The organism is Sphingosinicella microcystinivorans, assembly GCF_003634215.1.
In the GTDB taxonomy this organism is placed as follows: Bacteria; Pseudomonadota; Alphaproteobacteria; order Sphingomonadales; family Sphingomonadaceae; genus Sphingosinicella; species Sphingosinicella microcystinivorans.
In genome coordinates, this window is the sequence record NZ_RBWX01000007.1 from 929,593 (window position 1) to 943,510 (window position 13,918).

Genomic DNA, 13,918 nt, shown 5'->3' on the forward strand with positions numbered 1-13,918 from the left:
GAAGACTTCATGAACCTCGGCCTTGACGCGACATACGGCGCCTTCATCGACAATGGCTTTGTTGAGAAATCAGGGGCGACGACATTCTCCGCCATTGCCCCCGCGACAGGCGCGCATCTTGCCGATATCGTCCATTGCGACACGGCTGATGTCGATGCAGCCGTTGCCGCGGCAACCCGCGCCTTTCCAGCGTGGTCGGCAACGAGCGCTGAAGAGCGCGGACGTCTTCTCAATCGCCTCGCCGATGCGCTTGAGAGCGACCTGTCCAGGCATGCGACCATCGATGCGCATGATACAGGGCGGCGGCTCTATGAAACCACGTTTGATCAAATGGTTGCGATTGGTCAGTATCGTTATTTCGCAGGGGCAATCCTAACGTTCGAAGGAACGAGCCGGCCGATTCCAAACGGTCTGTTCGTTACGAAGAATGAACCGCTTGGCGTCTGCGCGCTCGTTGTACCATGGAACGTGCCGACCATCATGGCGGCTTGCAAGATCGCGCCTGCGCTCGCTGCCGGGAACACCGTGGTCATCAAGCCTGATGAAAATGCATCGCTTTCGACGATGGAACTCGGCAAGAAGATCGCGGCCATCTTCCCGCCCGGTGTTGTCAACATTGTGCCTGGCGGCGGCCCGACGACGGGTCAGGCGCTCATACATCATCCCGGCGTTCGAAAGCTCAGCTTCACGGGTTCGACAGAGATTGGGCGTATCATTGCCGGCGCAGGCGCCGAGGCGCTGCTTCCGGTCACGCTTGAACTCGGCGGCAAAAGCCCCGCGATCGTCTTCCCCGACATCGAGGATATCGACGCCGTGGTCGATAATGCTGCGTTCGCGAGCATGTATTGCAACGGTCAGTCCTGCCTCGCCGGCACTCGTCTCTTCCTGCACGAAGCGATCTACGATGATTTCATCGGCAGGTTGAAAGCACAACTGTCGCGGGTCCGCATTGGTGGGCCCTTCGAGGAAGGCGTGACGCTTACCTGTTTGATTTCTGAAAAGCAGGGTCTACGTGTTGCGGGCTATATCGACCAGGCAAAGCGCGAGGGCGCCAAGCTCCTGCATGGTGGTGAACGCATTCCCGTTGCAGGATGTAACGCTGGTTGGTTCTTTGAACCAACGGTGTTCGAGGCAACGAATACGATGCGGATCGCACGCGAAGAAGTATTCGGCCCGGTGTTATCTGTTATTCGCTGGAATGACTATGAGACCATGATCGCCGAAGCGAACGATAGCAATTATGGCCTTGCTTCAGGAATTTATACGAGCAATCTCCGCAACGCGGTGGAAACCGCAAACCGTCTCGAGGCGGGAAGCGTCTGGATCAATCAGTATTTCAATCTCGGCAATGGAACGCCGTTCGGCGGCTATAAGCAGAGCGGTCTTGGCCGTGAATTCAGCCATGAAACCTTGAGGCATTATACACAGATCAAGTCCATTGCGGTCGCTACGAAGACGCCGGAGCCGTTTTTCGTCGGTTAGTCTTGCGATTTGTTTTTTCTTACAGGAGATCTGGTGCGCACTCGCGTGCCGGCAAAGGAGATGTTTTGAGCAACGCACTTTCGAGGGAGGATGTCGACAGACTCTACCGGGCCATCGACCAGGTGGAGAATCCTGCCGAAGCCATGAAAGACTTTATCGCCCGTAGTCGGCGATACAGGGAAACAGCCCAAGCGGATCTCGATGTGCCCTATGGGTATCATATCGACGAGAAGCTCGACATCTTCAAGCCCGTCGACGGAAACTGTGCCGCTCCTGTACATATCTTCATTCACGGCGGCTATTGGTATCAATTCGGCAAGTCGGAATGGAGCTTCATTGCCGAGGGCCTGACGGCCGCGGGCGTGATCGTAGTCATTCCGCAATACTCTCTATGCCCCAACGTTGGTATCGGCGAAATCGTGCAACAGATGCGTAGCATGCTTTGCTGGGTAAGAGATAATATCGCGCGATACGGCGGTGACCCAGAGCAGATTTCTATTTCCGGGCATTCTGCTGGCGGGCATCTAGCCATGGAGCTCTTGTTTACCGATTGGCTGGGAAGCTACGAACTTCCGGAAGATACCATAAAAGGCGTCTTGTCCATTAGTGGTCTCTATGATCTTCTGCCTTTGCGTGTGAGCTATGTACAGGAGCATCTTGGACTCTCTGAAAGCGATGCAGTACGCCTGAGCCCGCTTCTCAATGTCCGACCAACCGAAGCGTCCGTTACGTTGGCTGTCGCCACGAATGACCCTGCGGGGTTTCACGATCAGCTAGATCATATGGTAAATGCGCTTGGCAGGCGGACTTCGGAGCAAGTGATTCACTTGCGGGCTGATCACCTGTCCATTCTCAATGAGCTTGTTCGTTCCGACGGTGCGCTCCTGAAACATGTTCTGTCTCATATGGTGCATATGTGGCCCGCCAGCAGGCGCCGCGACTAAACACCTGCGGCCAATTCCAACCGGTTCCAAACCCAGACACGAATCGCCATGGAGTCGACCGAGCCCAAATTTCTTTAGGACTCAAACCAGGGGATGAAAAAGTCACTTGGTGTCGCTATGTCCTTCTGAAGGGAGATGTCACGAGCTCTCTCGGGCTGTAAATCCGTAACGCCAAACCAACTGAAAAGTTAAGCAATCTTACGATGGATCGACCGATTCGTCTCCGTATAGCTCATAATTTGGCGGTGGTGCGCGAACTATTCATGCATCGTGGCTGTGTATGCACTTTATCTTGTGCGTGATTTCTTAAGGGAAGCAACCCTCCATTTTAATGACCCCTCATAGTCTCAGAACTCTGCGACAGCGAGTGCATCACTGATAGGCTATAAAATTTCCAATCACTCAAATTTTGAATTGACGTAAATGTTTTACATTGAGATGTTGGCCACCGGGAGAACGGGAATCAGCTCAAGAGGGGGTCTCAATGAAGACATCGGTCGGGGTCGTTTACGCAGCTGCCATGCTATGTGGCACGTCTCATGCCGCAATCGCGCAGGAGCAGGAGGTGCCTGCGGTTGAAGAGATCATCGTCACAGCGCGCCTTCGTTCGGAATCGCTTCAGGATGTGCCAGCATCGATCTCCGTGTTCGGGGAGAAGGAGATCGAGAACGGCAAGATCGATCGGCCCGGCGATTTCGTGGCGCTGACGCCGAACGTCACCTTCAACACCGCGCAGGACGCGGGCACGACGTACCTCGTGGTGCGCGGCGTGACGCAGGTGCCGAACGGCGAGACGCCCGTGGCGGTTTCTGTTGACGGCGTGCTGCAGACAAGCGCGTTCCAGTTCAATCAGGAGCTGTTCGACATCCAGCAGATCGAGGTGCTGAAGGGGCCGCAAGGCGCGCTTTATGGGCGCAACGCCATCGCCGGCGCGATCAACATCACCACCAAGCCCGTGACCAACGAATATGAAGGCCGCGTGGCCTTCGGCTACGGAAACGGCGATGCGACGCGCGCCGAGGCTTCGGTCTCCGGCCCGATCGTCAAGGACAAGCTGCTGTTCCGCGCCGGCATCTCGCACCGTCAGGCCGATGGCTGGATCACCAACACCTTCCTCGATAGGAAGGTCGACGATTTCCGCAATTTCACCGGCGATCTGAAGCTGCTGTTCAAGCCGAGCGACGTGCTGACCTTCGATCTGCGCGGGCACTATGGCCGCACGACGGGCGGTGCTGCCTATTTCGTGCGTTCGAGCAATGCCAGCGGCGGCACTGTCATCACCGACGCGCACGGCGTCGCGAACACGGTGATCGCGCCGACGAGCAACAACCTTGGTTACAACAAACGCGTCCTCAAGAACGTCTCGCTCAAGGTCGATTACGAAACGGACGCGGGGACATTGTCGTCGATCACGTCCTATGACGACGTGTCGATGCTAACGACATTCGATGGCTACGACTATTCGGACAACCAGAATTGCTTCGAGCTGACCGCGCCGCTCTCGACGCCCTATGCCTGCGCGACGCCGCAGATCACGTTCGGCGGACTTGACGGCGGCACGCCGTTTTTCACGGCGGCGTTCAACACGACGTTCCAGGTGTACGGTCAGCAGAATTTCAGTCAGGAGCTTCGCTTCACGAGCCCGTCCGAACTGCCGTTCCGCTACATCGTCGGCGCCTATTTCCTAAAGCGCGAGCGCGATCTCGTCACGGCGACACAGGAAGACAAGGGCTTCGGGATCATTCCCAAGCTGGACTTCGATCCCGCGACGGCGAACCAGACCCGCGCCTATTTCGAAGAGAACAACGACGACAAGGCCTACGCCGCATTCGTCCAGGCGAACTACGACCTCACGGATACGCTCGAGCTCTCGGCGGCGATGCGCTACGATGCCGATCACCGCGAGCAGACGGACCCGCGGCCGGACGCCTATCGGCTGGACGGCCTCTGGCGGCCGATCACCGATCCGCGCACGCGCAAGGAAAAGTTCGATTCCTGGCAGCCGAAGTTCACAGTGAACTACCGACCGCTACAAACGCTTTCATTCTATGCCAGCTACGCCAAGGGCTTCCGTTCAGGCGGCTTCAACGCGGCAGGCACCGAATTCGACCCGTCGAGCGGCACGCGCGTTGCCGACGCGATCTTCCGCAAGGAGGTTTCGGAGAATTACGAGGCGGGCTTCAAGGCGCAGCCGCTCGGCCGGGTGCTTTCGATCAGCGGCGCGGTGTTCCGCACCGAGGCGGACGACCTGCAGGTCTTCAACTTCAACGGCGCCGTCAACGCGCAGGTGGTGAACAACATCGATAAGGCCCGCATCACCGGCGCCGAGTTCGAGTTCCGTGCGCTGCTGCCGGCCGGCTTCGAACTGATGGGCGGCGTCGGCTACATCGACTCCGAAATCCGCCAGTACGACGTGAGCCCTGCGACGGTCGGCAACCAGCTTCCCAACATCACCAAGTTCAAAAGCAATCTGTCGCTGCAATATTCGGCAGACATCGGCGACGGCGTGGGGCTGCTAGTGCGCGGCGACTGGGAGCATCGCGGCAAAACCTATTTCCACGAAGGTGGCACCGCGATCGGTGTGCCGATCCGCGATGCGCTCGACCTGTTCAACGGGCAGATCCGCATAAGCCTCGATAGCGGCTGGAGCGCGTCCTTGTGGGGCAAGAACCTGTCGAACAAGAAATACTACGATAAGGTGGTTGTGCCCGATTATAATTTCCAGGCGCGGCCGCGCAGCTACGGTATCGACGTCATCAAGACGTTCTGAGCGGCGTTTGATTGGAATGTGAACAGGTAGGAAGCCGGAGAACCATGGTAAAAGCAAGTGCCCCGGCGCCGACGAGCGATCCGATGATGTCGTTCGGCGAGCTTCTGCGCAACCGCCGCAAGAAGCTGCGCCTCACGCTCAACGAGGTGGCCATGCAATCCGGCCTGTCGGTGTCGTTCATATCGCTCGCGGAGCGCGGCAAGGCGACGCCGTCGATCGTGTCGCTATCGCGCATCGCGCAGGCGCTTGACGTCAACATCAGCTACTTTCTGGCGCCGCCCCAAACCAACAACATCATGCACCGGGCGGCGGAGCCCGAATATTACCCGATCGATTCCCCGGTCACGTACATCCGGCTCAGCGCCGGGCATACCAACCAGAAGATGGACAGCTTCATCTTCATCATCCCGCCGGGGCCGATCTTTCCGCGCGTCCACCGCGACGGCGAATCCTTCTATTATGTTCTGGAGGGCGAGCTGCATTTCGAGGTGGGCGACGAAAGCTTCGATCTGGGGCCGGGGGACAATCTGCACTTCGACGCGCGGCACAGCTATTCGATGCAGAATCGCGGCGAGGAACCGGTGAAGGTGCTGTGGGTCGGCACGCCTGTGCTGTTCCCGCCGAGCGAGGAACCGGAGCCTTCGTCGTGAAGGTCGTTCCGTCGATCCTCGCCAGTGAAGCCGTTCGGGATCTGGTGGATCATGGCGGCGTGCGGTGCCGAACGATCGTATCCAGTTTCGCGGCGGGGCTTCGCGTTCCAGAGGACGGTTTCAGCGTTCACGACGTCACCGAAATCTCGCTCATTCTTTCGGGGTCATTCGATCTCGAAAGCGGAGGCGAGCTGACCCGCCTGAACGAGGGCGATCTCGTCATGGTTCCGCCCGGCGAGCCGCACTTCTTCCACGTCCGTGCCGACACACGGATCTTCACGCTCACCATAGGCGACGCCTGAAGCGGCGCGCCTGAACGTTCGGGAGTACAGACATGCGCGTGGCCACCGATGTTGGAGGCACCTTCACCGATCTCGTCTGCTATGATGTGGACAAGGCAAGCGGGCGGGTGGTGGGTCTGCGGACCGCCAAGACCGACACGACCTATCCGCAGTTCGATCAGGGCGTGATGAACGCCGTCGCCAAGGCGGGGCTCGATCCGGCGCAGTTCGATTTCTTCGCACACGGCACCACCGTGGTCATCAACGCGCTGCTGTCGCGTAAGGGTTCCAAAACCGCCCTGATCACCACGAATGGCTTCCGCGACGTTCTGGAAATCGCGCGCGGCAACCGGCCCGATCTGTTCAATCTCGCCTTCAAGAAGCCGGAGCCGTTCGTGCCGCGTTACCTGCGCCGCGAGGTCGACGAGCGCAGCAGCTATCTCGGCGACGTGATGACGCCGCTCGATCCCTCAGGGCTCGATCCCATACTGGAGGATTTCCGCAAGGAGGGTGTCGAGGCGATCGCGCTCTGTTTCCTTCACGCCTATGTTTCGCCGGAAAACGAGATCATCGCGCGCGATTATATCCTTGCGCGCTGGCCGGAGGTTTCCGTGATCGCCTCGCACGAGATCTCGCGCGAATGGCGCGAGTATGAGCGCACGTCGACTGCGGTGCTCACCGCCTATGTGCATCCCGCCGCCAAGCGCTATCTCGAAACGCTCGGCCGCAGCCTGGATGCCGCGGGCTATCCGCATCAGCCCTATATCATGCAGTCGAACGGCGGCATCGATACGGTGGAAGGCGCGGTGCGCAATCCAATCGCGATGGTCGAATCCGGACCCGCGAGCGGTGTGCTCGGTGCTGCGGCGCTCGGGCGCCTGCTAAGCGAAGACAAGATCATCGCGCTCGACATCGGCGGTACCACCGCAAAATGCTCGCTGATCGAGAATGCGAAGACGCGGATCACCACCGAATACCGGATCGAATGGTCGCGCACCAATCCGGGCTATCCGATCCGCACGCCGGTCATCGAGATCGTCGAGATCGGCAATGGCGGCGGATCGATCGCGGGTATCGATCAGGGCGGACGGCTCTATGTCGGCCCCGAGAGCGCCGGCGCTTCGCCGGGTCCGGCCGCCTACGGGCGCGGCGGCACGCGCCCGACGACGACCGACGCCAACCTCGTCACCGGCCGCATCAACCCCGCGAACTTCCTTGGCGGCGAGATCGAACCCGACATGGAGAACGTGAAGGCGGCCTTCGCCCCGCTCACCGAGAAGCTCGGCGGGGACATGGCGGCGGTGGCGCGCGGTATCATCCGCATTGCCAACGCCAACATGGTGAACGCGCTGAAGCTCGTGTCGCTCAACAAGGGCTACGATCCGCGCGAGTTCACGCTCGTCGCCTACGGCGGCGGCGGCGCCATGCACGCGGTGATGCTCGCCGAGGAGCTGCAGATTCCCAAGGTGATCATCCCGACCAATTCGTCGGTGTTCTCCGCGTGGGGCATGTTGATGACCGACATGCGGCGCGATTTCGTCCGCACGCAGGTGGTGCCGCTCGCAGTCGAGAACAGCGCGCGCATCGAAAGCCTGTTCGTGGAGATGGCGGACGCCGCGAAGGCGAGCTTCGCGTCCGAGGCCGGGGCGGGCAAGCTGCCGCTGCGGCTCCAGCGTTTCGCCGACATGCGCTATCTCGGGCAGGAGCACAGCGTGAAGGTGGAACTGCCCGACGTCGCCTTCGACGCGACGACGGTCGCCGCCGCGGCCGAACGCTTCCACACCACGCACGAGCGCGAGTACACGTTCCGCCTCGATCTGCCGGTGGAGATCGTGAACTTCCACCTCGTCGCGCTCGGCGACGTGCCGAAGCACGAGCCCGAGAAGCTCACCGCCACCGGCAAGGTGCCCGCGACGGCGATCGTCAGCGAGCGCACGGTCGATTTCGACGAGCAAGGCATCCACGCGGCGAGCATCTACGATCGCGACCGGCTGGAACCGGGCATGACGTTCACCGGCCCCTGTATCGTCGAGGAGGCGGCGGCGACGCTCGTCGTCACCCCCGGCCGGCGCGTCGTCGTCGACGACTACGGCAACCTCCACGTCCATCTGAACGGCTGAAGGATCCTTCCATGAAAACCGATCCCTACACGCTCGAGATCATCAAGAACGCGCTCGTCGCGATCGGCGACGAGATGTTCCTGACGATGGCGCGGACCAGCATGAGCCCGATCATTTACGAGGCGCTCGATTTCTCGGTGGGCATCACCGATGCGAAGGGCGAGCTCATTGCGCAGGGGCAGGGCACCACCGTGCTCCTCGCGATGATCGACAGCTTCGTGCGCGACATCCTCGAAAAGTTCGGCGACGCCGGCATTCGCGAAGGCGACGTCTACATCGGCAACGATCCCTATCGCGGCGGCGGCACGCACCTTTCCGATTTCGGCATCGCCACACCGATCTTCCACGACGGCACGCTCGTCGCCTTCGCGGTGAACAAGGCGCACTGGCTCGATGTCGGCGGCGCCGTGCCGGGCAGCTTCTCGACGAATGCCACGGAGATCTTCCAGGAAGGCATCCAGATGCCGATCTGCAAGATCATCGATGCGGGCACGCTGCGCCAGGACATTCTCGACATCATCATCGCCAACATCCGCGTGCCGCAGGAAAGCGTCGGCGACATGTGGGCGGGCGTCGCCGCGAACGGCGTCGCCGAACGCCGCGTGCGCGAGCTGTTCGACAAATATGGCCACGATGCGGTGCTGGCCGCGAAGGACGAGCTGCTCGACTACGGCGAGGCAATGGTGAAGCACGAGCTCGCCGGCCTGCCGAAGGGCGAGTTCTTCGCCGAGGATCTGATCGACGACGACGGCCGCAGCGACACGCCGCTAAAAGTGATGGTGAAGGTGACCATCACCGACGACAAGTTCATCGCCGACTTCTCCGGCAGCGCGCCGCAGACGCTGGGGCCGATCAACAATTCGCGCACCGGGCTCACCTCCGCCGTGCGTCTGATCTTCAAGGCGATCACCAATCCGCAGGTGCCCGCGAACAGCGGCTCGTTCCGTCCGATCGAGATCATCTGCCCGGACAAGACGGTGTTCACGGCGGAGAGGCCCGCGCCGGTTTCGACCTATTGGGAAACGCTGATGTACGGCGTCGACCTCATCTGGCGCGCACTCGCGCCGCATGTGCCGGACCGGCTCGGCGCGGGGCACATGCTGTCCGTCTGCTCGGTCGTTTTCGCCGGCACACACGCGGACAGCGGCAAGAACACGATCCTCGTACAGCCGCTCGTCGGCGGCTGGGGCGGCGGCACGGGCAAGGACGGCGAATCCGGGCAGTTCGCGGCGGCCGACGGCGAGACGTACAACGTGCCCATCGAGATCACAGAGGCACGCTACGGCGTCCACGTCGATCAATACGCCTTCCACAACGAAGACGGCGGCCACGGCGAATTCCGCGGCGGCAAGGGCGTTGTGCTCGATTATCGGATGCGCACCGACGACTTCACCGTCACCGGCAGCTTCGGGCGTTTCAAGTACCCCGCCTGGGGCATGGCCGGTGGACACGACGGATCGCCCAACCACCTCGACATCATCCGCGCCGACGGCACGCGCGAGGTGCACGGCAAGGTGACGGGGGCGAAACTCGCCAAGGGCGATGTCGTGCGCATGGTGACGGCGACCGGCGGCGGCTGGGGCGATCCGAAGGCGCGCCCGAAGGCGGCGATCGCCGAAGACCTGCGCAACGGCTTCCTGACCGAGGAGCAGGCGGAACGCTATTATGGCGGCCTGCCGGGCTGAGCGGAACGGACGGATCGTGACCCTCATCCTCAACAACTGCACCGTCTTCGACGGTGTGGGGGATACGCTCCTGCCCGGGCGCAGCCTTGTGATCCGCGCTGGACGTATCGCGGAGATCCACGAGCAGCCCCAAAGCAGCGGTGCCGCGCGCGTGATTGATGTGGGCGGCCGCACCGTGATGCCCGGGCTGATCGACGCGCATTTCCACGCCTATGCGGCGGAGGTGAATCTCGGCGTGCTCGATCGTATGCGCCCGGGCCTCCGCGCGCTTTATGCGCGGCGCGCGCTCGAAGAGGCGCTGCAGCGAGGCTTCACGTCGGTTCGCGATGCGGCGGGCGGCGATATCACGCTCGCCATGGGCATCGAACGCGGGCTCATCCGAGGCCCGCGCTTCTTTTACTCCGGCTTCGCGCTCAGCCAGACGGGCGGGCACGGCGACATGCGCGGTTCGGGCATCGAATGCGGCTGCGCCTATTGCGGATCGCTGACCATGCTCGCGGACGGCGTGGATGAAGTGCGCAAGGCGGCGCGCGAGCAGCTCCGTCTTGGCGCCACGCAGGTGAAGCTGTTCCTCTCCGGCGGCGTTGCCTCGCCCTCCGATCCCTACTGGATGGCTCAGTATTGCGACGAGGAGATCGCTGCCGCCGTGCACGAGGCAGCGACGCGCCGCACCTATGTGATGGCGCACGCGCACACGGCGGATGCGGTGATGCGCTGCATCCGCTCCGGTGTGCGGTCGATCGAACACGCGACGATGCTGGACAAGGAAACCGCGCAGGCCGTGGCGGACGCGGACGATGTCTATGCCGTGCCGACGCTGGTGACATTGCGCAAGCTGATCGATGAAGGCGCGGCGCTCGGCCTGTCTCCGGTCAGCCTCGCGAAGACGGTGGAGGTTGAGAAGCACGCGCTGCACTCGCTCGATCTGCTGCAGGCAAGCGGCGCGCGGATCGGCTTCGGCTCCGATCTGCTCGGGCCGTTGATGGCGCATCAGTTGGAGGAGTTCCTGCTGCGCCGCGAGGTGATGTGCGCGGCGGACATCCTCCGCTCGGCAACCTCAATAAATGCTGCGCTCCTCAACAAGGCGGACGAACTGGGCGCGATCCGGCCGGGCTATCTGGCTGACATCCTCGTGGTGGACGGTGATCCGCTGGCGGACATCGGCATCCTCGCGCGGCCCGAGGCGCTCCTGATGGTGATGAAGGACGGCGCAGTGCACAAGAATGCGCTCCCCGCGTGAGTGAAGTCGCCGATCGCCGGGTTCTGATCAGCACGCCGCTTGGCGACATGCGCGTTCATGTCGACGTGGCACATGCGCCCGAGACTGCCGGCTATTTCCTGCGCGACGTTGTCGCCGGCCTCTTCGACGGCACGAGCTTCTACCGCATCGCGACCGATGCCAATCAGGACGACGATCAGCCGGTGACGATCGAGGTAGTGCAGGGTGGTGTTCGGCAGCCCGAGGTGGCGCCCGCGCCCAGTCTGCGGCACGAATCCACGGCGGAAACCGGGCTTCGCCACAAACGCGGCACGATTTCCCTCGCGCGGTTCGCGCCGGGCGCCGTGTACCACAGCTTCTTTATCTGCCGGCGCGACGAGCCTTCGCTCGACCACGGCGGCGCGCGGCAACCCGACGGGCAGGGCTTCCCCGCCTTCGGACGGCTCGAGGAGGGGTTCGACGTGCTTGACAGGCTCTTCGAAGCCGCCGAAGCGCGGGAACTGCTTTCGACCGAAATCCCGATCTTGCGGATCCGCCTGCTGTGAGTTCGATACCCTATCTCGATGCCGCGACCGTGGATCGGCTGCTCGCCTGGCCCGCGCTCATAGATGCCCTGCGCGCGGCGTTCATCGCGCCGCCGATCGCGCCTCCGCGCACGGCGATCAGCTACGGCGAGCAGGGCGACCAGCATTTCCTGGTGATGCCCGCCGTCAATCCCGAAGGCCTCATCGGCGTCAAGCTGGTGAGCGTGCATCCGGCGCTCGCCGCGCGTCCGGGCGGCGCGGTGCGGGGGCTCTATGTCGCGCTCGATGCGGCGACGGGCGAGCCGCGCGCGCTCGTCGACGGCCCCGCACTCACCGAGCGCCGCACGGCGGCCGCCTCGGTTCTCGCCGCGCAGACGCTCGCGCGGCCCGGCGCATCGGTTCTGCTGGTGGCGGGGACCGGGCAGGTCGCGCACGCGCTTTGCCGTTGCTATGCCGAGGTCGTTCGCCCGCAGCGCATCATGGTCTGGGGGCGGCGCAGCGAAGCGGCGGACGCCATGGCCGCGCATCTCCAAGCCGAAGGGGTTTCCGTGCAGCCTGTGCGGGATCTCGGCGAGGCCGTGCGCGGCGCGGACATCGTCAGCGTCGCGACCCTGTCCACCACGCCGCTGATCCGCGGCGCCGATGTTCGCCCGGGCACGCACATCGATCTCGTCGGCGGCTTCACGCCCTCGATGCGCGAGGCGGACGATGCGCTCGTCGCGCGCGCCGTCATCGTCGCCGATGGACCCGGCGCGCTGGATACGGCGGGCGATCTCACCCAGCCCATCGCGGCAGGCCTCGTGGACCGGGCCACGGTGAAGCTGTTCGACGACATCCTCGCCGGCCGCGCCGAAGGCAGGCGAAACGACGACGAGATAACGCTGTTCAAGTCCGTCGGCCTCGCGCTCGAAGACCTCGCCGCCGCCGAACTGCTGCTGGCGCGGTGGGAGGCGCCATGACCGTCGACCGCGATCCGCTGTCGCACGGCCTGTGGGCGGCAAGCGCGCCGCCCGCGCCGAAAACCGCGCCCCTCATCGGCGACACGCGGACCGACGTCGCCGTCGTCGGCGCGGGATACACGGGCCTGTCGGCGGCGCTGCATCTTGCCGAAGCCGGTGCCAGCGTCGTCGTTCTCGAAGCCGCCGGCATCGGATACGGCGGTTCGGGGCGCAACGTCGGCCTCGTCAACGCGGGCCTGTGGCTGCCGCCCGACGAGGTCGTGCGCCGGATGGGTGCGGGCGATGGGGAGCGCCTGATCGGTGCGCTCGGCGAAGGCCCCGACCTTGTCTTCGAAAGCATCGGCCAGCACGGCATCGCTTGCGAGCCGGTTCGCGCCGGCACGCTCCACTGTGCCGTGGGACGCGGCGGCGAACGCGATCTCGAACGCCGCCATGCGCAGTGGGCCGCGCGCGGCGCGCCGGTACGGCTGCTGCGCGGGGATGAAGCCCGTACCGCGATCGGCAGCGACGCCTACGGCGCGGCGCTGCTGGATGCGCGGGCCGGAACCATTCAGCCGCTCGCCTACGCGCGCGGGCTCGCGACGGCGGCGATCGCGACGGGCGCAGTGATCCATGAAGCGAGCCCCGTCACCGCCTGCACCGAACGCGGGCCACACATGCGGCTCGAAACCGCATTGGGCGCCGTCACCGCCGCGCATGTGATCCTGGCCACCAATGCCTATACCGGTGGCCTGTGGGGCGAGTTACGCACCGAGCTTGCCGGTCTGCCTTATTTCAATCTGGCCACGGCGCCGCTTTCGGACGTCGCACTCGGCAGCGTCCTGCCTGGAAAACAGGGTGCGTGGGATACGCGGCAGATCCTCAGTTCCTTCCGGCTGGATGCGGCCGGGCGCCTCGTCGTCGGCAGCGTCGGCGCGCTGCGCGGTGCATCGCGCGCCGCACACCGAAACTGGGCGCGGCGTACGCTCGCGCGGATATTCCCGCAGCTCGGGCCCATCGATTTCGAATATGAGTGGTACGGTACGATCGGCATGACCACCGACGCGCTGCCCCGTTTCCACAGGATGGGGCGCGTGCTCGGCATCTCGGGCTACAACGGCCGCGGCATTGCGCCCGGCACGGTGTTCGGCAAGGCGCTGGCTCGGTATCTGCTGCACGGCGAGGCGTTGCCGCTTCCGGAAACGCCATTCGCGCGCATACTGCTGCGCCGCGTGCGGGAGCAGGTTTACGAGCACGGCGCAGGCATCGCGCACGCGCTGGGCGAGCGGTTCTGAAAAGAAGAGG

11 protein-coding genes are annotated in these 13,918 nt (G+C 63.4%); all 11 read left to right on the plus strand.

Annotated features, from left to right (window positions below):
* The first annotated feature begins 9 nt into the window (after window positions 1–9).
* Entirely contained in the window at window positions 10–1,482 is a 1,473-nt protein-coding gene (locus DFR51_RS04645; RefSeq protein ID WP_121047832.1) for an aldehyde dehydrogenase family protein, read from the plus strand.
* Window positions 1,483–1,547: 65 nt separating this feature from the next.
* Entirely contained in the window at window positions 1,548–2,426 is an 879-nt protein-coding gene (locus tag DFR51_RS04650; RefSeq protein WP_121047833.1) for an alpha/beta hydrolase, read from the plus strand.
* Window positions 2,427–2,910: 484 nt separating this feature from the next.
* Window positions 2,911–5,196, plus strand: a complete 2,286-nt coding sequence (locus tag DFR51_RS04655; protein ID WP_121047834.1) for a TonB-dependent receptor — start codon at window positions 2,911–2,913, stop codon at window positions 5,194–5,196.
* Between the two features lie 44 nt (window positions 5,197–5,240).
* Window positions 5,241–5,846 (plus strand): helix-turn-helix domain-containing protein, encoded by a 606-nt coding sequence (locus DFR51_RS04660; protein ID WP_121047835.1) that lies wholly within the window; start codon window positions 5,241–5,243, stop codon window positions 5,844–5,846.
* Window positions 5,843–6,148 (plus strand): cupin domain-containing protein, encoded by a 306-nt coding sequence (locus DFR51_RS04665; RefSeq protein WP_243445378.1) that lies wholly within the window; start codon window positions 5,843–5,845, stop codon window positions 6,146–6,148. Before DFR51_RS04660 ends, DFR51_RS04665 begins: the two co-directional genes overlap by 4 nt.
* 32 nt (window positions 6,149–6,180) lie before the next feature.
* Complete coding sequence (locus DFR51_RS04670; RefSeq protein WP_121047836.1) at window positions 6,181–8,247, plus strand: hydantoinase/oxoprolinase family protein; 2,067 nt, start codon at window positions 6,181–6,183, stop codon at window positions 8,245–8,247.
* 11 nt (window positions 8,248–8,258) lie between these two features.
* A complete protein-coding gene (locus tag DFR51_RS04675) occupies window positions 8,259–9,932 on the plus strand; it encodes a hydantoinase B/oxoprolinase family protein (RefSeq protein WP_121047837.1) in 1,674 nt (557 codons plus the stop codon).
* 16 nt (window positions 9,933–9,948) lie between these two features.
* Window positions 9,949–11,172, plus strand: coding sequence for a metal-dependent hydrolase family protein (locus DFR51_RS04680; protein ID WP_121049783.1), 1,224 nt, complete (start codon window positions 9,949–9,951; stop codon window positions 11,170–11,172).
* Complete coding sequence (locus DFR51_RS04685; RefSeq protein ID WP_243445379.1) at window positions 11,169–11,696, plus strand: peptidylprolyl isomerase; 528 nt, start codon at window positions 11,169–11,171, stop codon at window positions 11,694–11,696. The genes DFR51_RS04680 and DFR51_RS04685 overlap by 4 nt, the downstream gene beginning before the upstream one ends.
* Window positions 11,693–12,634 (plus strand): hypothetical protein, encoded by a 942-nt coding sequence (locus tag DFR51_RS04690; RefSeq protein WP_197723597.1) that lies wholly within the window; start codon window positions 11,693–11,695, stop codon window positions 12,632–12,634. The genes DFR51_RS04685 and DFR51_RS04690 overlap by 4 nt, the downstream gene beginning before the upstream one ends.
* Entirely contained in the window at window positions 12,631–13,908 is a 1,278-nt protein-coding gene (locus DFR51_RS04695) for an NAD(P)/FAD-dependent oxidoreductase (RefSeq protein WP_121047838.1), read from the plus strand. Before DFR51_RS04690 ends, DFR51_RS04695 begins: the two co-directional genes overlap by 4 nt.
* Window positions 13,909–13,918 lie beyond the last annotated feature (10 nt).